The sequence below is a fragment of the Roseofilum halophilum BLCC-M91 genome, from assembly GCF_030068445.1.
Classification (GTDB): Bacteria; Cyanobacteriota; Cyanobacteriia; order Cyanobacteriales; family Desertifilaceae; genus Roseofilum; species Roseofilum halophilum.
This window is the reverse complement of sequence record NZ_JAQPOK010000162.1, coordinates 18,582-39,494: the sequence shown is the minus strand read 5'-3', so window position 1 is coordinate 39,494 and position 20,913 is coordinate 18,582. Positions and strand designations below refer to the sequence as shown.

The 20,913-nt window shown below is 45.8% G+C and carries 21 protein-coding genes; 11 read left to right on the top strand and 10 right to left on the bottom strand.

Annotated features, from left to right (window positions below):
* Positions 1 to 10: 10 nt before the first annotated feature.
* Both PJF56_RS20990 and PJF56_RS20985 read right to left on the bottom strand, forming a co-directional pair.
* Positions 11 to 493 carry a TM2 domain-containing protein gene (locus PJF56_RS20990; protein WP_283764673.1) on the bottom strand — a complete coding sequence of 161 codons (483 nt, stop codon included), beginning with the start codon at positions 491 to 493 and terminating at the stop codon, positions 11 to 13.
* Between the two features lie 121 nt (positions 494 to 614).
* Positions 615 to 3,116: a vWA domain-containing protein gene (locus PJF56_RS20985; protein WP_283764672.1), complete on the bottom strand. Its 2,502-nt coding sequence runs from the start codon at positions 3,114 to 3,116 to the stop codon at positions 615 to 617.
* Positions 3,117 to 3,248: 132 nt separating this feature from the next.
* On the opposite strand from PJF56_RS20985, the gene PJF56_RS20980 reads away from it, so the two are divergent.
* Positions 3,249 to 4,232 (top strand): DUF4351 domain-containing protein, encoded by a 984-nt coding sequence (locus PJF56_RS20980; protein ID WP_283764671.1) that lies wholly within the window; start codon positions 3,249 to 3,251, stop codon positions 4,230 to 4,232.
* Positions 4,233 to 4,475: 243 nt separating this feature from the next.
* On the top strand, positions 4,476 to 5,312 hold the full coding sequence (locus tag PJF56_RS20975; protein WP_283764670.1) for a pentapeptide repeat-containing protein: 837 nt from the start codon (positions 4,476 to 4,478) through the stop codon (positions 5,310 to 5,312).
* Here the strand turns inward: PJF56_RS20975 and PJF56_RS20970 are convergent.
* The gene (locus tag PJF56_RS20970; protein ID WP_283764669.1) at positions 5,287 to 7,353 is read right to left on the bottom strand and encodes a prolyl oligopeptidase family serine peptidase; all 2,067 of its coding nucleotides are present in this window, start codon (positions 7,351 to 7,353) and stop codon (positions 5,287 to 5,289) included. The genes PJF56_RS20975 and PJF56_RS20970 overlap by 26 nt on opposite strands.
* A 259-nt stretch (positions 7,354 to 7,612) precedes the next feature.
* On the opposite strand from PJF56_RS20970, the gene PJF56_RS20965 reads away from it, so the two are divergent.
* The 5 genes from PJF56_RS20965 (at position 7,613) to PJF56_RS20945 (ending at position 10,474) form a co-directional block, all read left to right on the top strand.
* A complete protein-coding gene (locus PJF56_RS20965) occupies positions 7,613 to 7,927 on the top strand; it encodes a hypothetical protein (protein WP_283764668.1) in 315 nt (104 codons plus the stop codon).
* Between the two features lie 153 nt (positions 7,928 to 8,080).
* Positions 8,081 to 8,269 (top strand): hypothetical protein, encoded by a 189-nt coding sequence (locus tag PJF56_RS20960; protein WP_347179603.1) that lies wholly within the window; start codon positions 8,081 to 8,083, stop codon positions 8,267 to 8,269.
* A gap of 76 nt (positions 8,270 to 8,345) precedes the next feature.
* A complete protein-coding gene (gene def, locus PJF56_RS20955) occupies positions 8,346 to 8,909 on the top strand; it encodes a peptide deformylase (protein ID WP_283764666.1) in 564 nt (187 codons plus the stop codon).
* Positions 8,910 to 8,918: 9 nt separating this feature from the next.
* Positions 8,919 to 9,119: a hypothetical protein gene (locus tag PJF56_RS20950; RefSeq protein WP_283764665.1), complete on the top strand. Its 201-nt coding sequence runs from the start codon at positions 8,919 to 8,921 to the stop codon at positions 9,117 to 9,119.
* A gap of 20 nt (positions 9,120 to 9,139) precedes the next feature.
* The gene (locus PJF56_RS20945; protein WP_283764664.1) at positions 9,140 to 10,474 is read left to right on the top strand and encodes a PrsW family glutamic-type intramembrane protease; all 1,335 of its coding nucleotides are present in this window, start codon (positions 9,140 to 9,142) and stop codon (positions 10,472 to 10,474) included.
* Positions 10,475 to 10,488: 14 nt separating this feature from the next.
* Here PJF56_RS20945 and PJF56_RS20940 read toward each other — a convergent pair whose 3' ends face one another.
* The 4 genes from PJF56_RS20940 to PJF56_RS20925 all read right to left on the bottom strand — a co-directional run bounded on the left by PJF56_RS20940 (position 10,489) and on the right by PJF56_RS20925 (position 13,581).
* A complete protein-coding gene (locus PJF56_RS20940) occupies positions 10,489 to 11,091 on the bottom strand; it encodes a hypothetical protein (RefSeq protein ID WP_283764663.1) in 603 nt (200 codons plus the stop codon).
* A 185-nt stretch (positions 11,092 to 11,276) separates the two neighbouring features.
* Positions 11,277 to 11,522: a 2Fe-2S iron-sulfur cluster-binding protein gene (locus PJF56_RS20935; protein ID WP_283764662.1), complete on the bottom strand. Its 246-nt coding sequence runs from the start codon at positions 11,520 to 11,522 to the stop codon at positions 11,277 to 11,279.
* 31 nt (positions 11,523 to 11,553) lie between these two features.
* Positions 11,554 to 13,023: a cobyric acid synthase CobQ gene (gene cobQ / locus PJF56_RS20930; protein ID WP_283764661.1), complete on the bottom strand. Its 1,470-nt coding sequence runs from the start codon at positions 13,021 to 13,023 to the stop codon at positions 11,554 to 11,556.
* Positions 13,024 to 13,056: 33 nt separating this feature from the next.
* Entirely contained in the window at positions 13,057 to 13,581 is a 525-nt protein-coding gene (locus PJF56_RS20925) for an Npun_F0494 family protein (RefSeq protein WP_283764660.1), read from the bottom strand.
* A gap of 64 nt (positions 13,582 to 13,645) precedes the next feature.
* Between PJF56_RS20925 and PJF56_RS20920 the strand changes: the two genes are divergently transcribed.
* Positions 13,646 to 14,089 carry a peroxiredoxin gene (locus tag PJF56_RS20920; protein ID WP_283764659.1) on the top strand — a complete coding sequence of 148 codons (444 nt, stop codon included), beginning with the start codon at positions 13,646 to 13,648 and terminating at the stop codon, positions 14,087 to 14,089.
* Between the two features lie 242 nt (positions 14,090 to 14,331).
* Positions 14,332 to 15,348, top strand: a complete 1,017-nt coding sequence (gene obgE, locus PJF56_RS20915) for a GTPase ObgE (RefSeq protein WP_283764658.1) — start codon at positions 14,332 to 14,334, stop codon at positions 15,346 to 15,348.
* A gap of 20 nt (positions 15,349 to 15,368) precedes the next feature.
* Here obgE and PJF56_RS20910 read toward each other — a convergent pair whose 3' ends face one another.
* Positions 15,369 to 16,085: a hypothetical protein gene (locus PJF56_RS20910; RefSeq protein ID WP_283764657.1), complete on the bottom strand. Its 717-nt coding sequence runs from the start codon at positions 16,083 to 16,085 to the stop codon at positions 15,369 to 15,371.
* A 119-nt stretch (positions 16,086 to 16,204) separates the two neighbouring features.
* Between PJF56_RS20910 and PJF56_RS20905 the strand changes: the two genes are divergently transcribed.
* Together PJF56_RS20905 and PJF56_RS20900 are read left to right on the top strand one after the other, a co-directional pair.
* The gene (locus tag PJF56_RS20905; RefSeq protein ID WP_283764656.1) at positions 16,205 to 16,627 is read left to right on the top strand and encodes a hypothetical protein; all 423 of its coding nucleotides are present in this window, start codon (positions 16,205 to 16,207) and stop codon (positions 16,625 to 16,627) included.
* Between the two features lie 27 nt (positions 16,628 to 16,654).
* Positions 16,655 to 16,990, top strand: coding sequence for a rhodanese-like domain-containing protein (locus PJF56_RS20900; RefSeq protein ID WP_283764655.1), 336 nt, complete (start codon positions 16,655 to 16,657; stop codon positions 16,988 to 16,990).
* A gap of 114 nt (positions 16,991 to 17,104) precedes the next feature.
* Here the strand turns inward: PJF56_RS20900 and PJF56_RS20895 are convergent, their stop codons facing one another.
* Together PJF56_RS20895 and uvrA are read right to left on the bottom strand one after the other, a co-directional pair.
* Complete coding sequence (locus tag PJF56_RS20895; protein ID WP_283764654.1) at positions 17,105 to 18,061, bottom strand: sulfotransferase; 957 nt, start codon at positions 18,059 to 18,061, stop codon at positions 17,105 to 17,107.
* Positions 18,062 to 18,066: 5 nt separating this feature from the next.
* The gene (gene uvrA / locus PJF56_RS20890; RefSeq protein ID WP_283764653.1) at positions 18,067 to 20,907 is read right to left on the bottom strand and encodes an excinuclease ABC subunit UvrA; all 2,841 of its coding nucleotides are present in this window, start codon (positions 20,905 to 20,907) and stop codon (positions 18,067 to 18,069) included.
* Between the last annotated feature and the right edge of the window lie 6 nt (positions 20,908 to 20,913).

Here is a 20,913-nt window from a genome sequence, read left to right as displayed (position 1 = left end):
GGAATTATGATTACAGTTCCTCAAATCGGTACAAAACCACCCCAGTCTGTGGATGATTATCTACAGTGGCATAACCTTTTTTGAGCATCTCGATTAACAGGCTTTCCACCTCATGAAAATCTAAACCGGTATCTACTACTGCTTGGGTGACTGAAATTTGTCCTCCTCGTGCAGCCGCAGCTTTGACCACTTTCACTTTAGCTGGTTCTGGCGCTTGCTTTTCGGTTACGTCCACAACTTGACAGGGAATCGTCTGACGATCTAAGGGGACACCTGCGGGGGATAAGCCATGTTTGGCCCGATATTTGAGGTTATATTCATCGACCATGTTAGGAATAAAGATCAAGTCAATAAATTGACCGACCCCAAACAGGCCAAAGGTACAACACCAGAGGATTCCTGTAGCGATCTTGCCATTATAGAGGCGATGGATACCGTTGGCTCCAAACATGCCGAGGAACCAGAGGATGTAGCTTGTACTAACCTTGTTCATGGGTTGAGTATAGCGAGTATAGGAGAAGCAGAACCTGCTGTTTCTCCTATGCTAACACGGAAAACTGTGGGGGGTTGAGGGGGATTTTGGCGATCGCCCCCAACCCCTTGCCGAAAGTCCTTTACGATACGCTATAATACTCAGTCTTAGGATAAACGCTGAGGATCAGATCCCCCACTTCAAAGAACATGCCCTCTTTTTCCGACTTAGAAAACTTCAAATCCCCAGATTTAGCAGCCAGTTCATCCGCAGTATAAGCAACAGCGTCTAACTCATCGGGAATAAGTCCCGTTGCCCCAATATAAAACACCAACGGCGAAACCTTGTCTCGGTAGAGCGTTTCTAAGGCTTGATTTACCTTCGCCAACCCTCCACTTAAGGCTTCCACAAACTGCTCGGTATCCACCGTTTCTCCTTGCCATTTTTTCTCCAGCAAGCCGACTAAATCGGATGCACCCAACTGATTCAAAATATCGGTCATGCTGCCGTTTTTCTCCAATCCCAAGAATTCATCAAAAATCGGTTTCATCAAATCATCAACCTTGGTCACTTTTGTCCGCTTCGATAGAGTTTTATGACCAAATATCACCGCCCGGTCTAGGGTTTGATCGAACGTCGGTTTATCCAGCTTGTCTCCAGTTTCCTGCTCATAAACCTCATAAAATCGGTCTAAAAACTTATTCGCTGAATGCAATTGACCTAAATTGAGAATTTCACAATTGCCCAACTCAATTTTATAACTCACCCGCGAATCGACTTTACCCGTATTCAAGGCTTCTTCTAAATCTGAATACTCCGTAGTCGTGGGAAAATTCAGATACAAACTCTTGGACAAATAATGCTCCTTCAGGGCAGCCACCTGATCGGCGGTATAGGTATCCGAAACCTCTTTTAGATGGGCAGAAAAGAGACTTGATAATACTCGCAAAATCGCCGACCGCGAAAAGATGCCCTGCACTTGAGTATAATCGGCTGCCATGGGTACAATGGGCAATGGGGTTAAATCAATTTCGTATTCTGTATTGCCATCAAACGAGTCTGCATTGGAGAGTAAATTCTGTTCTTTGAACACCTTAAAGACTTTGCGATTACTAAATTTAACCTTTAAACTCTCCACATTTAACTGACCATCGCCAACCAGGGTATAGTTGTTGTAAGACTTCAAGTCATTGAGCAGAATTCCCGCTACTTCAGTAATGGGCGTTTCGTCGTCAGCTTTGACTAATTTCACCGGCCGAGTGATGAGTAAATTGATGGTTGCGGTATTACGGTTAATATCAAATGACCCCATTTGCACATATTCGCCTCCATCTAAATATTCAGTGGTCAGCCAAGGTTTGACCAGGTTGCCATCATCATCTCGTTTGCCAGGGACGCGCTTTACTCCTCGCCGTTGATAATGGTCTTGCAAATGTTTGAGATTGAGAATGATTTGGTCTTTGTGGGTCTCGAATAACTGAATCAGCTCTAAAATGGGCAAGTTTTTGTTGACGGGAACTTCGGAGATAATCTGGTGTTCTGTTAAACTTTGGGGTTCATAGATTGCCTGGTCTAAGGCTTGGGATAACTCCACCAGTTGACTATTGGTGATGGCTTTGCTATGCCCCTGGGATAAGGTGGCATCAAAGGTGCTGACGAGGGCATATTTAGCCTGATTTAAATTACCATCAATCAGTTGCGCTTTGGCGAAGGCAAAGACGGATTCATCGGTTTGAGCCAGGGGAATGTCGGTGAGTTGCTCAAATTCGGTTTGGGTGAGTTTTTGATATTTATAGAAGATGCCGTCATCGTCTGGTTTGAGTCCCAAAATTTTCAGTTTTCCAGCGTTGCCATTGAGCTTATGAGCGCTATGGGAGAGGAAGATTTGATAGTCGTATTCTTTGAAGAGGGGTTCTTCGATCGCTTCGGCGATCGCCTCCCCTAAAATCTTGGAAGTGTTGTACAGTGCATCATAGACCTGTTTGACTGTGCCCGCTTGCACGCAAGTTCCGGACACCAGGTTGGCTAAACGGGAGAGCAGCTTAAAGTCGGAACTGGCAGAATAGGCGATCGTGTTCAGGAAAACGTTGCTCTGGTTCAGATTCTGGCAAATTTGTTCTAGGGTTTCTACTTCCGATCGCACATTTGGATGGTTTGCATACCCATCACTATGCAGCGCGATCCCGGTTAGCTCATCCGGTTGAACTAGCTCAGTTGCCAGTTGCAACGCTTGGGAAATGCAGGTTGCACCGGAAACCCTAATGTTTTGAATCTCTTGCAGATAGGAAGAATTGAGCTTCATCACTTCTTGAATGGGGACGCGCTGGAAGTGAGAGATTAAATTGCCTTGAGAGGAATAAGAAATCAGGGTAACCAGCAGTTGAGAATGGGTGTATTCTTCTAGAGTGAGGAGCTTGATCAGGGTTTCTTTGAGGGGGTTGATGTCATGGTACATCGAGCCGGAGCGATCGATCGCGATAATACTATGGGCGATCGCCTCCACTGCTTCCGTATTCGAGTTCTCTTGCTTCTGACTTAACGGTTGGCGATCGACTCGATAATAAGCCTTTGGCTCACCTGCAAGGTTATAGAGGACAAACTTAGTCGTCGGTACAGAGGTCAATTCAGCAGCGTTCTTCACCATAGGTTATCCAAGCCTCTTGCATCATTACCCCCCTATTCTAATTGGTGTTGATTATTTTGTCAACTAATGACTAAGCCCTAGGCACACTTGCACTACTAATATTAGTAATTTTTGATTACCACATTTAACATCATGTCTAAAATCATTGACCACGATCGCCTATTTAAAGAACTACTCTCAACCTTTTTTGTAGAATTTCTGCAATTATTCTTCCCTCAAGTCATCAACTATATTGACACCCAATCTATCATTCTATTAGACAAAGAAGTATTTACCGATGTCACCGAAGGTGAAAAACACGAAAGTGACTTAATTTTCCAAGTCAAATTTCGCGGAAAACCCTCTTATTTTCTCGTTCATGTAGAAGCACAATCGAGTTCCAAAAAAGACTTTGAACGGCGCATGTTTGTCTATTTTGCTCGCTTACATGAAAAATTCGCCTTACCGGTTTATCCTATTGTCCTCTTTTCCTATGATACCCCTCTCAAGGAAGCTAAAAATAAATATAAAGTCACCTTTCCTGACTTAAACGTTTTACAATTCAATTATCAGGTCGTGCAACTCAATCGCCTCAATTGGCGAGACTTCCTCAATCAGCCCAACCCCATAGCTTCTGCTTTGATGGCTAAAATGAGAATTGACCCCCAAGATAGACCAAAAGTCAAGGCCCAATGTTTACGATTATTAACAACGCTGAAGCTAGATCCAGCCCGGATGCAGTTAATTTCAGGATTTGTGGATACCTATCTCAAGCTCAATGCCTCAGAAGAGATACAATTTGAACAAGAAATTAGCACATTTACCCCACCAGAACAGGAGTCAAGTATGGAAATCATCACCAGTTGGATGGAAAAAGGCATTGAACGAGGTATAGAACAAGGTATCGAGCGAGGCATAGAACAAGGCATCGAGCGAGGCATAGAACAAGGCATCGAGCAGGGATCAATCCGAGAAAAAGAATTAATCACCCGTCAAATTAAGCGTAAATTAGGCGAAATCAATCCCGAACTCGAAAGCCAAATTAAAGCCCTAGATATCGATCGCCTAGAAGCCTTGGGAGAAGCCCTACTAGACTTCAATTCTGTTGAAGATTTAATCGCCTTTCTCCAACAATGAATTAGCGACATCTTCATGCCCCCTCTTGGAGTGAGAGAGGGGGTTGGGGGTGAGGGCTAACGACACTCCTTAAAACGGCCTAATAACATTCTCCATCCCGGTCGAGAAAATCGGGCGCACCAATATCCCCCCATCCCCGACACCCCACACCACCCTGGTACACAAGGAAATCTCAGAATATGATTGACACAAGGAAAGCAACCAAACGATTTCCCCCAAAACTCAATTGATGAGGAACACGCAATGAAGGCTTCAGAATTATTAGAACGCTATCGTGCCGGAGAGCGGAATTTTTGCCAAGTCAACTTGGCAAACGCAGACTTGCGCCAAGCCAATCTCTGCGAAATCAACCTAACACGAGCGAATCTCGTCAAAGTGAATTTGGCGGGGGCAACCCTAGGGGGAGCCACGTTTAGTCAAGCCTTTATGAATCAAGCAACGCTGACTGGAGCGAACCTGATTGGGGCACACTTGGAAGAAACCTGTTTACACGAAGCTTTCCTCAGCGATACTAATCTCCAAGGAGCAAATTTACAAGGGGCGAATCTAAGCGACAGCAATCTCAATGAGTCGATTTTAAACCATGCCAATTTACGTGGGGCTTGTTTGAGTCGAGCCAAACTGATTAATGCTTCTATGCACCATGCGATTCTGGAATATGCGAATTTAACCCACGCTATTCTTAATGGTGCGATGCTCCAGCAAGCTAAGTTAGCCCATAGCATCCTAGCCCAATGTACGTTAGAAAATGCGGATTTGGAACAAGCGGATCTCAGTCAAGCCATTCTCATGGGAGCCTCTCTGCGCCGGACGATTTTGCGAGAGGCGAGTTTACGCTCAACGAATTTAATGGGGGTTTCCTTTCGTTCGGCCGATCTCCATGGAGCTACCCTCTATCGGGCCCAGATGTGCTGGACAAACTTCACCCAAGCAGATTTGAGTGAAGCAGTATTAATGGATACAGATTTTACCCTGTCCAACTTATCGGAGGCGAATTTAGAGGGTGCGTCAGTGACAGGCGCTCAGTTTCCCAATGGATTTGATGTGAATCTACTTAGGCAATATCGAGAACTTGGCTAAGAAAGGCCCATTTATCCGCAATTTCTTGGATTTGTTTGCTGGTGGGTTTTCCCGCGCCATGGCCGGCTTTGGTTTCAATGCGGATCAGGACTGGGGATGGGCCTTGATGGGCAGCTTGGAGGGTGGCGGCAAATTTGAAACTGTGGGAAGGAACAACGCGATCGTCGCGATCGCTTGTTGTAACCAGAGTAGCTGGATAGGCGGTTCCCGGTTTCAGGTTATGCAAGGGAGAATAGCCATAGAGGTTTTCAAAGTCTTCTGGATTGTCGGCACAGCCATATTCATCGCACCACGCCCAGCCGATGGTAAATTTATGGAAGCGCAACATATCCATAACACCGACAGCAGGAAGGGCAGCACCAAATAAGTCGGGGCGTTGGGTCAGACAAGCGCCGACTAATAAGCCGCCGTTACTGCCACCGGCGATCGCCAATTTCTGAGAACAAGTATACTTTTGCTCAATTAACCACTCCGCCGCCGCAATGAAATCATCAAAGACATTTTGCTTATTCTCTTTCATCCCCGCTTGATGCCAGTCCTCGCCATATTCTCCACCGCCGCGTAAATTGGGAACCGCATAGATTCCCCCCTGCTCCATCCACACAAGATTGCTAACGGAAAAACCCGGAGTGAGGGAAATACTAAAGCCCCCATAGCCATAGAGCAGAGTGGGATTCGATCCATCCAGCTTAATCCCTTTTTTATGGGTAATAAAGAGAGGAATTTTTGTCCCATCTTTGCTCGGATAAAACACTTGCTTGCTTTCATACTCATCCGGATTAAAGCTTACCTCTGGTTTTCGGTATAAGGTACTTTCGCCCGTGAGAAAGTCATAGTGATAAATGGTGGTGGGAGTGGTATAGCTGGTAAAGCTATAAAAGGTTTCTGTATCTTCGGGTTTACCATTAAACCCACTCACGGAACCCAAACCCGGTAACTCCAGGGTTTTGAGATGCTCTCCCTCTAAGCTATAGATCTTGACTTGGGAGTGGGCATCTTCCATGGATCGCACCACAAATTGATGATTCAGCAGACTCACTTGGCCGATCACATCGTTGGATTCAGGAATGATTTCTCGCCAATTCTCTGGTTGAGGGTGGTTGAGATCGATGGCAATTACGCGCCACTTGGGAGCGTGCAAATTGGTTTTAAACCAGAGAGTTGAATCTTGAGAGCCAATGAATTGATAGCTGGCTTCAAATTCAGAGATTAATTCAATAATCGGGCTGTCATCTTGGGTTAAATCTTGATAGAAGACCAGGTTTTTGAGTTCCGTCGATCGCCAGACTCCAATCAGCAAGTATTTCCCGTCTTCGGTGATTTGGGGAGAAAATCCCCATTCCTTTTGATCGGGACGTTCATAGATCAGTCGATCCTCTGGTTGGGGATCGCCGAGCCGATGGTAATAGAGTTTTTCGTAATAGTTTTGTTCTTGGTATTCCTGTCCTTCTTTGGGTTCGGCGTAGCGGTTGTAATAAAACCCTTGATTGTCTTTAGACCAAGTGACGCTAGAAAATTTAATCCATTTTAAGCGATCGCTTAAATCCTCTTGAGTATCGATCTGTCTTACTTTCCATTCTTGCCAATCGGAACCCGATTGGGATAAACCATAGGCTAGGTATTCCCCATTGTCAGAAATGGAAATTCTGGAGAGGGCGATTGTGCCATCTTCGGATAAGGTGTTGGGATCGAGTAAAATTTGGGGGTCTGGATCGGGGGCTTTGAGACAGTAGAGAACGGATTGGTTTTGCAGGCCGGAGTTTTTGAAATAAAAGAGGCGATCGCCCTGTTTAGAAGGAATACCATATTTCTCATAATTCCAAAGTTCTTCGAGACGGGCTTTGAGGGAGTCTCTGGTGGGGATTTTCTCTAAAAATTCAAAGGCGATCTGGTTTTGAGCTTCAACCCAGTCTTGGGTTTGTGGGGACTCTAAATCTTCGAGCCATCGATAGGGATCGGATACGGGTGTACCGTGGTAATCATCGACTCGATCGACTTGGCGGGTTGGGGGATAGTCGAACACTGGGGAAACCTCAGTCATAGGAAAACACTTCATTAGGAAGAAGACTGAAAATATACTTAAATATACTGATTCAAGTCCTCTCGATCTTGATTGTATAGCAAATATTACCCTGATTCAGCATTTAATTAATTTATGGATATATAGATATTTTTACAAAAAGATATATGAAGATTAATATAAATTCAAAAAAATTTAAAAAACTCTTCCAAATCTGAGAAAATTTGATAAAATTTAACATAACGACTGTCTATACCATTGATTATTAATAGCCAAGCCCATGTCTCAAGACTATTTCCTCTCTCCTGACGATGCCAAAACCTTCGGCGACATCAACTTCATGCGTAAAAAGCAGCGCATCAAGCACACCTATCCTAAAGGTAAGCGTCCCAGCGATCTGATCGAAGCGTCTTCTCTGGAAATGCAAATCCGCTCTGAAGGTCAGGTGTTCCCTTCTGTGCCTGCGGTTTCTGAGCCGCAAGTCCCCAGTCAACCTTCACAGCAGCAGACCCCTGCTCGTCGCCCGTCCAACACCAGCAGCAACAGTGGGGGTCTAGACTTCCTGAAAATGGCTAAGGGAATGAAGAAAAAATAGGGGTCGGGTCATCGGCTTCAACATTTGCACATCTGTCTAAACAATAAATCCTCGATCGCTCTTCATCCGATCTTTAGATGAAGAGCTTTTTTTATCGAGAAAGTATCAAGTTTTGTTAAGCTATACATCAGTCCTATCTCAATGAAGCAAACCATGGATCTATCTACGATGCAAGCAAAAGTCACCCTTCTGGAAGGCAAGCGGGAAGCCCTAGTACAGTTACTCGAACAACCGAATCTCGGAAGTCTAAGACTCGATGTGAATCAGGCCTTAGAAGAAATGGATGACCTGATTGAGGAATTTAAGCAAACGTTTCCCCCGTCCTCGGACGATCGCAGTTAATCCGAGTAGAGACCGTACTTGGTTAGAATAGATCAAGATGATTCACGACCTTTAGCTGCTTTAAGATACAGACCTTATGACTTCTAGCGTTCTGGTAGAAAAGATAAAACTCGATCGCCCCCCACTCGATATCCATACCCTAGGCGATCGCGTCCTGCGAACCAATGCCAAACGGATCTCGAAAGTTGATGAGAGCATTCGTCAATTGGCTAAAGAAATGTTGCAAACTATGTATACTTCGGATGGTATCGGCTTGGCAGCGCCACAAGTGGCGATCGGCAAACAAATGGTGGTGATCGACTGCGATCCGGAAGAGCCAGCCAACGTTCCCTTAATCCTGATTAACCCCACCATTAAATCCTACGGTCGTGACATCTGTACCTATCAAGAAGGATGCCTGAGTGTTCCAGGGGTGTACATGGATGTCAAGCGACCGGATGCGATCCAAGTGAGCTACAAAGATGAGTATGGCCGGCCCAAAACCTTAAAAGCCGATGGTCTCCTCTCCCGTGCCATTCAACATGAACTCGATCATCTCCAGGGGGTGATGTTTGTAGACCGGGTAGAAAATGCGATCGCCCTGAATGAAGAACTGAAAAAATTTGGTTTTTCCAACCAAGACGTTAAACCTTACTCCTAGGAACAACCCATGGCTTTAACTCCCAAAAGTGGCTTACTGTTAGGCCTGTGCTGTATTGCGGCGATCGCCGCCACAGGCTGTATCTTTGAACTCTCTTCCGGCACACCTGACCTAGGAGTGGCAACCACTAGCATTATCCTGGCTATCAGTATCCCCGTCACCGGTTGGTCTTTTTTTGCCGCCGTCCAGGATGCCAATAGCAATAATTAATAATTAATAATTATTAATTTATGAGTGGGACTGAGCCTCAAGGATTTCTAAAACTGATTCGGGGATTAGGCAAAACCAAGTCTAATCCCCCCTATCCCCTATGGGGAACCGAGGAGATTACCATCGGGCGCGATCCCAGTTGCCAAATTGCCCTGGATGCTCATCAATATACGATTGTTTCCCGCAAACATGCGGTGATTCGCTGTTCCCCCACTCATAGGGATTGGGAAATTTGTGACCTGGGGAGTGCTAACGGAACCTATGTGAACCAAACCCTGTTAAGGGGATGTCAGCGCTTAAGTCATGGCGATCGCATTATGCTCGGTCTCAAGGGGCCAGAATTTGAAGTAGAATTGCACTCTGGGAGCGTTGCCTCTACTCCCCCCACCTTGATTTCCACCGCACACAGTTCCCTACCCGTTGCCACCCAGTCGGTTACCCTCACCCAACTGTTTCCCATCTTCTCCACCGGACAAGAATTAACCCGTAAAGCTTATCTGATTCCTGCTAGTTTAACTGCCCTGGTTGCGGTGCTGCTGTTTTTCCTCCGAGTTCCGGAACTGTTTAATCTGGTTCTAGGGGGCTATTTAGCGGCGATCGCCTATACCTATATCTATCAACTCTGCGGCAAACATAAACCCTGGTGGCTGCTGCTCGGATCGGCTCTGTGGACGCTCCTACTTGCCATTCCCCTGGTCAAACTGCTCGCTCCCCTGTTTTACCAAGGTCTGGCAGGATGGGCAACCGGAGACCAATTTGTACCCACCTTAGCCCGTCACACCCTGGGCACAGGCTTGTTAGAAGAGTTGATCAAAGCCCTACCCATCTTCCTGGTTCTGTTATGGGGTAAATTCGGTTTTGTTTCATCTCGCCAAACCTGGGGCGTGCGAGAACCCCTCGATGGTATCTTAATCGGGACAGCTTCGGCTGTGGGATTTACCTTAATTGAAACCCTAGGCTTGTATGTACCCTCGCAAATTCAAAGCATTGCCGCCATTTCTGGAGGCGATATGGGACAACTGGCGGGATTACAGTTATTAATTCCTCGCATTTTAGGATCGGTGTCTGGACATTTAGCCTATAGCGGCTATTTGGGCTACTTTATCGGCCTGAGTGTGCTGAAACAAAAGCAACGATGGCAAATTCTGGCCGTGGGGTATAGCACTGCTGCCTTACTACATGGACTTTGGAATACTACGGGAACTTTTGTTGCCTCCCAAGTGTCTCTATTCGCTGGGTTGATCTCTCTAGCGGCCATTGGCATATTGTCCTATGCCTTTTTAGCTGCGGCGATTTTGAAAGCTCGGGCCCTGTCTCCGACGCGATCGCAAAATTTCGCTACCCGGATTAAATAAATTAAATAAAGGGTCTACTCAACTTCATTTCGATCCCGATAGGCGATCGCATACCGAGCGACAGCTAACGTTAACCGCGCCTTTTCGAGTTCCGAAGAGGATTCCCAATCAAGGGTACTGGCTCTTTGCACCACCCGGTCTAAGGCAGTTTTTTCTTCTCCTCCCCGCATGGCATAGGCAAAGGGACGAGCGAGAACCAAAAGATCGTCCATATCCCACTGGGGTAAGCTCTCTTGGACACAGTAAATTAATCGATCGGCGATCGAAGCTGAAGAAGCCGTTAATTGCTCTACCTTAGCTGCAATCGTTGCCAGCACCTCCTGGGGAACCATCTGACTAAACTTGGCTTCTAATTGAGCGTTTAACTCACTGACTGTTAGTGGCTTGACTGACTCCCATAACTGATCTAAGTTTAAGTAAAATTGGTTGCATCCTTCATCCAAATAATTAACTAAGTCAGGGGCGTGAGTTCCCATGGAATTCTCTATTTCCGAGAAATAAGGCTCTGCCTCTAAAGTTAAGGGATTCCACGGATAAAGTCGTTCCTGATTCAAGAAAAGGGTTTCCAGCAGCTCTCTATCTATGGGAGAACCCGGAGAGGGGAGGTCTGAGTTCATGATTAATTGATCCGTCATAATACTTAAGCAATTCGGCACTTGCATCTCAATAGCACAAGTAACTACAACGGAGCCATTTCCTGTTCCGTAACCAGCGCCTGAAAATTATTCTGACAAAACAGAAAGAGTGGGTATGAGATTTTCTCTTTCCTTTTGCCTCTTGCTTTTTGCCTCTTGCCTTTTGCTTACCATAACGGATCGCTCTCCAGATTGACTGTGATTTCATCCGCTCCTGCGGGAACTCCACTAATACAAGCACAAAGGGTAGAGCGGCCGACTATTTCCACTTCGCAAGCATGGCAAGACCCCATTAAACACCCCGTGGGAATGGTCACCCCGGCCCGTTGGGCCACTTCTAACAAGGGTTCTCCCACTTCAGCTTTGACCGTCACTTCATCGGGCAAAAATCGAACGGCGATCGCCTGACTCATCTTTTTCCTCCACTGCAAACCTGATCCCCTATCAAAGAAGCGTGCGAACATTCAAGTGTTCGGCTACTCGATCGCTGAGAATATCTAAAACCAATTCTCGCTGTTCCCGATAATTGGGAACCCCTGTAGGTAATGCTAACAAACCTCGCTGTTTACGCAACCGATTCAACCACATCCGTCGCCAGGGGCCATTATCAAAAATGCCATGTAAATAGGTTCCCCAAACCCCTTGGTTATGAGTTACCATTCCCAACTGAGGATCGTCAAACAAACAATGGTGATCTCCACCAGCAATTAAACTGGTGCGTCCTTGATGAATTTCAAACCCAGTAATGGGTAAACTGTCTTGGGGATAGCGAGAGGTGACCGATCGCTGGCGGGCCACTTTTTTGCCTAAAATCACGGTTTGAATAGGCAACAAATCCAAACCGGAATAGCGTCCCTCTTCCCCTTCTAGGCCTTCCGGGTCGGCAATCATTTTACCCAAGATTTGGAAGCCGCCACAAATTCCCAAAATGGTTCCGCCACTGGCGGCATAATCCTTTAACTCTTGGGCCATACCACTTTTTTGCAACACCATCAAATCGGCGATCGTAGTTTTAGAACCGGGAATAATCACCGCATCTGGATATCCCAAGGATTCATGGGGGCTAATATATTTAACCTGCACGCTCGCTTCTGAATCCAGGGGGTCAAAATCGGTAAAATTAGCAATATGGGGCAAGCGTAGCACGGATATCGTGAGATCGGCTGACTTTTTGGAGCTACCCCCATCCCGTTCGAGTAAACTGAGGGAATCTTCCGCCGGAAAGGCCATATCGAGCCAGGGAATCACCCCTAAAACGGGAATGCCGGTATAGTTTTCTAACCATTCAATGCCCGATTGCAAGAGGGAGCGCTGACCGCGAAATTTATTAATCACAATGCCTTTGATTAAACTGCGCTCTTCGGGTTCGAGTAACTCTAAGGTTCCGACCACATGGGCAAAGGCTCCGCCGCGATCGATATCTACGACCAAAAGGGTCGAGGCATTTAAGTGTTTAGCCACCCGCATGTTGGTTAAATCTCGATGTTTGAGGTTAATTTCTGCCGGACTGCCTGCTCCTTCACAAACGACCAAATCAAATTCATAGGATAATTGCTCTAGGGATTGGGTAATGGCTTTCCATCCGCGATCGAAGTAATCTTTATAGTAATTTTCGGCGCTTACTTGTCCCACCGCTTCTCCGAGCAAAATCACTTGGGAGGTCATGTTGCCTTGGGGCTTGAGTAAGATGGGATTCATGACCACTTGAGGGGGAACCCCAGCGGCCCAAGCTTGTACGGCTTGGGCATAGCCAATTTCTCCCCCAGTGGGGGTCACGTAGGCGTTTAAGGCCATATTTTGCCCTTTGAAGGGGGTTAAATGCCAACCTTGCCGCGCTAAAATCCGACACAAGGCCGTACATAAAAGGGATTTGCCTGCGTGGGAGGTCGTTCCCACTACCATAATTGCTTTCATAGGAGATTGAACTAAATTAGGGGCTAGTGAGGGTTATCGCAGAAACCAGGGAATCAGTTGATGAATACGGTTATAGAGGCGATCGCCCATGGAGGGAGCCGGAAGGGTTCCGGTTTCCTTTTCCCAGTGTTCAATCAGTTGACGACCTAAAGGAGTGAGGCGAAATCGGTCGGTAATCCCCTGTCCATCGACTTCCCGGCGTAAAATTCCCACCTTAATTAACCAGAGTAGGGCATCTTCAGCCCCGATTTCCGTTAGGGGGGCGCGGGTATAATGGGCTGAAAATCCGGCTTGAGAGGCGATTTCTGCCAAGGGAATACTGCGGATTTTGAGGTCAGTAAACAATTGCAGTTGAAAGGGAGAACACCGCAGAGCGCGATCGGCTCGCGTCCAGGTGGGGCTATCTTGTTGAGGTAGGGGAGAAGAGTGAACCAAGGACATATGTACAAGGGTGGACAAAGAGTTTAGCGAGAGCAACAAGTAAAAACTCACCCTCGCTTCTTCTAATCTAGCACGGGGCTTGAGGAGATTAGGAGGCGATCGCCAGGCCCATGTCAAAACTCGCAGCAAGCTATTGTAAAATTACAAAAGCAGTTTTTAATTTAACCCAAAAACACTCTCTATGTCTTTATCCGTCGGCACAACCGCCCCAGCATTTACCGCCAAAGATACCCATGGTAATTCGGTTTCCCTCTCTGACTTTTCCGGCAAAACCGTGGTTCTCTATTTTTATCCCAAGGATGATACTCCCGGATGTACCAAAGAAGCGAACAGCTTTAAGGAAGCTTATGGGGAATATCAAGGCAAAGAAATTGTCGTCTTAGGGGTGAGCATGGATGATGAAGCCTCTCACCAGAAGTTTACCGAAAAATATGGCTTAAACTTCCCCCTCTTGGCTGATACCGATGGCGCACTGACCAAAGCTTACGATGTTGAAGGTAGCGGTTATTCCAAGCGCGTGACCTATGTGATTGATGGTTCTGGAAAAATCATCAAAGTCTACGAAGGCGCTAACCTGAACACGGCAACCCATGCCCAAGATATTTTAGCGGAACTCGGTCTTTAATCGACTGCTTGCACCAGTCAGTCCATAGACAATCATAGTGCCATAGTGCCGTGACACAGCTAATTTGGTGCATTACATTCTGGGGAGTGCGTAGCGTGTCCGCAGGACAAACGTCTCGCTCGCTAGTAAGGAATAAGCGAGCAAGATGCTCGCACTCCTCTAATAGAATATGCTTTACCCATTACCCATTACCAATTACCCATTACCAATTACCCATTACCCATTACCCATTACCATAAAATATGCAATTTATCGATCAAGTTGAAGTACAAGTAAAAGCCGGAGATGGCGGAGATGGGTTAGTCGCCTTCCGGCGGGAAAAGTATGTGCCTGCGGGAGGGCCATCCGGTGGTAATGGGGGTAAAGGGGGATCGGTCATCGTTAGAGCCACAGAACGATTGCAAACCTTATTAGATTTTCGTTATAAACATTTATTTCGAGCCGAAAATGGTAAACGCGGTGGCCCCAATAACCGCACGGGAGCCAATGGCGCAGATCTGGTTTTAGAAGTTCCCTGTGGAACCGTAATTACTAATGTAGAAACGGGCGAATGGGTAGGGGATTTAGTGGAAAATGAACAGACGTTAGTGATTGCCCAAGGGGGAAAAGGAGGTTTAGGTAATCAGCATTTCTTGAGTAATAAAAACCGTGCCCCCGATTATGCGCTGCCGGGTTTAGAAGGTGAAGAAGGACTTTTTCGGTTGGAGTTGAAATTATTAGCGGATGTGGGGATTATTGGTTTACCGAATGCGGGAAAATCGACGTTTATTTCCGTAGTTTCCGCCGCGCAACCGAAAATTGCCAATTATCCGTTTACCACTTTAATTCCCAATCTGGGAGTAGTGCGGAAACCCACGGGAGATGGCACGGTATTTGCTGATATTCCGGGGTTAATTGAAGGGGCAGCCGAAGGCATTGGCTTGGGCCATGATTTCCTCAGACATATTGAGCGGACGCGGGTATTATTGCACCTGATTGATAGTACGGAGCCGGATATTTTTGCAGTCTATAATACGATTCAACAAGAGTTAGTGGCCTATGGCAAAGAGTTGGAACATCGCCCCCAAGTAATTGGGTTAAATAAGATGGATGCGGTCGATCGCAGTGAAGATTGGCAGGCGATCGCCCATTCCCTCCAAGAATATACAGGGTTTCCCGTATTCCTTTTATCGGCTGCCACTCAAACCGGCATTCAAGAAATCTTACAAACCATATGGCAAATGCTAGACCAGCCACCTCATCCCTTGACCAGCTTATAGCCTTAACTGGTTACCCATCCCTATTGCCTGTACTTGCGATCGCGCTCTTGAGGAATCGGCCGACGACGGGGGCGCGGTTTCGAGGGCATCGACTGGCGGCGTAGGGTTTGGCTCACGTCTAAAAACACATCGCGGCGCAGATAAGGGTAATCACTCACCCACAAATTAATCTGGGGCAGATAAACATCAGAAATGCGATTAATCCGGCTTAAGTCCGGTTGATTCGACATCACCACCATTTCCGCAATCATCCCCACATCAATGGCTCGGTACTGGCGACGGATGGGCACTTGAAAGCGGGTTTCAAAGCCAGTGTCGTCCCCTAAATCCAGATTTAAACGCCGTTCCCGGTTTTCAACAATCACTAACTCTCCACGATTGTTAACCGTTTCTTCCGTATTAATTAATTCATCCGTAACAAACACACCTAAGACTTGACCGCGCCAGAATCCGCTATAGGGAAATTTTCGGTACTTGGCATTCCGGCGACTCGCCCAGAAAATTGGCCCCCATAACCAATAGGTTCCGATGGTAATTCCAATCAAAAATAAGAGTAACTCAAAACTCTCCCCCAAGGCAGTGAGACGGCCAAAGAAGATCACCAGAGCGCCCAAAACGGAGGCCAGTAAGCGTCTGAGGAGGTCAGGAAACTTGCCCCAGCAGTATTTGTATTGATTTCCTGTCCCAATCAGAGGAATCAGTTGTTCAAACCGGCTGCGATTTAAGGGAATAAGCATAGGGTCTCAAGCTTGTCGAGTTACCAGAGTTTTCCCTATCTTGCCACATTCTTGGGTATTCCCACTGCACGGCGATCGGATTCTGATCTATGATAATGCCAAGTATCAGGGAGTGGGTAATGGGATCGAGTCGAGAGAATGAGTCTTCAGACTCCCAACGGGATTTTTACCGCCAGATTGCTGAAGCCATCCGGGTGTTAAAGCGTAACGATCAAATGCTCCATAACTTGATGTTAATGGAGTTCTGGTCAATTGTCCGTACCATGGACGAACTCAATTCTGGATTCTGGTCTCGGTATATGAAAAACCATCAGCAGGTTTCCCAGCAACGGCTTAAGCAATGGCAAGCAGAAAAACAGGCTTCACAAACCAAACGTTCTCCATCTTTTTCTCGCCCTTCTTCCCCCTTTGAATCAGAAGAAGAAGCAAAACAAGTACAACAAAAGTTGTCTGAGCGGATTGCTTTATTTTCTGATATTATTGGAGATGAAATTTCTCCAACGCGACGGTCAAACCGTGAATCTTATGAAGACCACAGTTAAGTAAGTTTTAGTTAAGATAAAAGTCCTATGATTGAAGAGTTAAATGTTCAAAAATTAGCCGACTTGAGTGACGAAGAGCGATCCAATTGGCAATTTATTGATGTTCGCGAGCCACAGGAAGTGGATATAGCTAAGATTGAAAGTTTTGAAGTTTTATCCTTAAGCCAGTTTCGGGAATGGTCAGAAGATATTCATGCTCGGTTTGACAAGGATAAACCAACCGTCGTCATGTGTCATCATGGAATGCGATCCCAGCAAATGTGTCAATGGCTCATGAATCAGGGATTTACCGATCTGAAAAACCTATCCGGTGGCATTGATGCCTATTCCCGTTTAGTCGATCCTTCTATTCCTCGCTATTAAGTTAATTAAAAATTAACAATTAACAATGGCTAAGTTGTAGGGTGGGCAGGAGCATAAGCGATTGATTCAACTTCAACAACTCTATGCCCTGCCTACCCTAGCTGCCACTTGATATTAAACTTCATAACCTAGACGAGAGAGCATATCTCCTGCTAGTTCTTCCCATAAGGCAATATCTTCTGAAGATAAGCGAGTTTTCCATTCCCCAATAGAACCTTTCCGAACATGCTGATCTTCACCTTTATTCTTGATTTTACTAATATCTGTTCTATCAATAATTTTATCTACGAAAGCTTGATCGTAGTCTAAACCAACAAAGTCAAAAATTTTGGTAAGTTCCTCTTGTGGGGAAGTACGCAAATTTTCATAACGTACTGAGTAGATGCGATCGCTAATTTCTGGATTGGCTTTAGCTTTTTCTCCATTCCTAATTGCCTGTTTCCATATCTTAATCACACTCTCCGTACTCTGATTGGCCCAATACTGAGTTTTTCCCCTAGCCTGATAAGACACACACACATCGCGTCCATCACGAATAATCTCTACTACTTTTGCTTCTGGAAATTGGTTAAGAATTACATCAATATAACGAACATGCTGTGGAGTTTTTTCTAGCAATATATCTTGGCCAGACTCTCGATTTTTTTCAAAAAACTGGTCAAACATTAATTGAATTAAAATTTTAACGTTGGTTATATCATTTCCAGAAGTAGATCGGGCTTTTGACATCAATTCTTTTAACTCCGAATAGTTAACTAAATTATCAAGTCCAATTGGATACTTATTACTTTGATAAATTCTATAATTTTTGAGAATTCCTTTCCAGATATCATCTGACTCGAAACCTAAAAACAAAGGCTTCAATCCATAATATTTTAAAATCCACAGTGCTGATTTCAATCTTTTTTCTAATTTTTGTTTTTTAAAATAAGTAAAGTAATGATAAGTTACTGAGTAAGCTTGACTTTCTGAAGGGACTTCTATAATCCTAGAATGGGGAATAAGCATTGATCTCAACCAAGTTGTTCCTGAACGAGGACAACCGACTACAAACAATTTACTGTATGTCATGTTTTTTATTGATTCTCCCTAGACTCTAGAACTTCTCGCAAGTAAAACCCAGTATAAGACTGGGAATTTTGGGCCACATCTTCTGGCGTACCAGTGATCACTACCTCACCTCCTTTATACCCTCCTTCTGGGCCTAAGTCAATAATCCAATCGGAGCAGCGAATTACATCTAAATTATGTTCAATCACAATAATAGAATTCCCTTTATCCACCAAACGCTGTAAAACATTCAGCAGTTGATGGACATCATAAAATGAGAGTCCAGTGGTGGGTTCATCGATTAAATAAAGCGTTTTTCCTGTGGCTCTTCGGGATAATTCCGTGGCTAATTTCACCCGTTGCGCTTCTCCTCCAGAGAGGGTGGGGGCAGGTTGTCCGAGATGAATATAGCCTAAGCCAACATCGACTAAAGTTTGTAAGCGACTAACGGCTTTAGGGATATTTTGAAACACTTCTAAGGCTTCAGAAACCGTCATGTTCAAAACATCGGCAATGGAATAGCCTTTATATTTCACTTGCAAAGTTTCCCGGTTATATCTAGCTCCTTTACAGACCTCACATTGCACATAAACATCGGGTAAAAAATTCATTTCAATCACATTTACCCCCTGTCCCCCGCAAGCTTCACAGCGTCCTCCTTTGACATTAAAGGAAAAGCGTCCGGGTTTATATCCTCTAGCTTTAGCTTCGATGGTTTCGGCAAAAATGGCGCGAATGGCATCAAAAACACTGGTATAGGTGGCAGGATTGGATCTTGGGGTTCTGCCAATGGGAGATTGATCGATGACAATGACTTTATCAATGGCATCAAGTCCGGTGATTTTTCCTAATTTTTGGGGAAAGGCAATGTTGCGGGTTAAATGATGTTGGAGTGCGGGATAAAGGAGGTCATTAATTAGGGTGGATTTTCCGGAACCTGAGACTCCAGTAATGCTGACGAGTTTTCCTAATGGAATCTCTAGATCGATCTGTTTGAGATTGTTTTTATGGGCATTTTTAATTTTGAGCGATCGCCCGTTTCCTTCACGGCGTTTTTTGGGCGTTTCAATGGTTTGCTTTCCGGATAAATATGCTCCGGTTAATGATAGCTCATTGTTGAGTAAGTTCTGTAGATTGCCTTGGGCGACAATTGTACCTCCATGAACTCCCGCACCAGGGCCAATATCGACTAAATGATCGGCGCTGCGGATGGTTTCTTCATCATGTTCGACGACAATTAAAGTATTGCCTAAATCGCGCAATTTGGTTAAGGTTTGCAGGAGGCGATAATTATCCCGTTGATGTAAGCCAATACTGGGTTCATCTAAGACATATAAAACTCCGGTTAAACCGGCTCCTATTTGGGTGGCTAACCGGATGCGTTGCGCTTCTCCTCCAGATAAGGTCATTGCGGGACGGTCTAGGGTGAGATAGTCTAAACCGACATCGATTAAAAATTGTAGTCTGGCTTGAATTTCTTTGAGGGCGAGTTCGCCGATTTTGGCTTGGCGCTCTGAGAGTTGCAGTTGCTTGATTTTATCTAAACAATCGGCGATGGAAATTTCGGTTAAATTGTGAATGTGATATTGTCCTAAACGGACGGATAAGGCTTCGGGTTTTAGGCGCTTTCCTTGGCAAGAATGGCAGGGTTGATCGATGAGATAGGGTTCGAGTTTCTGTTTTTGTAAGTCGGAGCCGGTTTCATGGTAAATGCGATCTAAAATGGGAATGACTCCCTTAAATTTGGCATGATAACCGGAGACTTGGCGATAGTCGGATTGGGGTTGGAGATAGATTTCTTCGGTTGTGCCATGGAGGATGATTTCTTGTTGTTCAGGGGTGAGTTTTTTCCAGGGTGTGGTTAATTCAAAATGGTAGGCTTCTCCCACACTGTCGAGCAAGGATAAATAGTAGGTGTTTTCTTTTTCTGCCCAGGGTGCGATCGCCCGCAAGAGGGGAGCGTCTGTATCGGGAATGAGCAGCGCTGGGGAAAATTGGCGATGACTCCCTAACCCGTGACAGTCGGGACAAGCGCCATAGGGAGAGTTAAAGGAGAATAATCGGGGGGATAATTCTTCCATGACTGCGCCATGTTCGGGACAGGCAAAGTTTTCGGAAAAGAGGAGGGTTTGGGGGTCTGTATCGCTGATAATTTCAATCATGGCCATCCCTTCCCCGTGGTGGAGGGCGGTGCTTAAGGAGTCGGTTAGGCGCTCTTGTAATCCGGGTTTGATGATGAGGCGATCGATGACGATTTCGATGTCATGTTTATGGTTTTTTTCTAGTTCAATATGATCGGAGAGTTCTTGGACTTCGCCATTAATTCGCACGCGCACAAATCCTTGGGAAGCTAAACTAGAGAGGAGCTTTTTATGGGTTCCTTTTTTGCCGCGTATGACAGGAGCGAGAATTTGGAAGCGGGTATGGTTGGGAAGCTCTAGGATGCGATCGCACATTTGATCGATGGTTTGGGGAGCAATGGAGCGATCGCATATGGGACAATGGGGTTCTCCCGCACGACCAAACCACAAGCGCAAATAGTCATAAATTTCCGTCACCGTCCCCACCGTAGAGCGCGGGTTATGGGAGGTTGATTTTTGGTCGATAGAAATGGCTGGACTCAACCCCTCGATGCTATCGACATCCGGTTTATCCACCTGACCCAAAAATTGCCGCGCATAGGCACTGAGGGACTCTACATAGCGCCGTTGACCTTCAGCAAAGATGGTATCAAAAGCGAGGGAGGATTTCCCCGATCCGGACACCCCAGTGAAGACAATGAGGCGATCGCGCGGTAATTCCAGGTCGATATTCTTGAGGTTATGCTGTCTCGCTCCTCGGATGCGGATGGTCTTGTCTTGGGTCATGGGCGG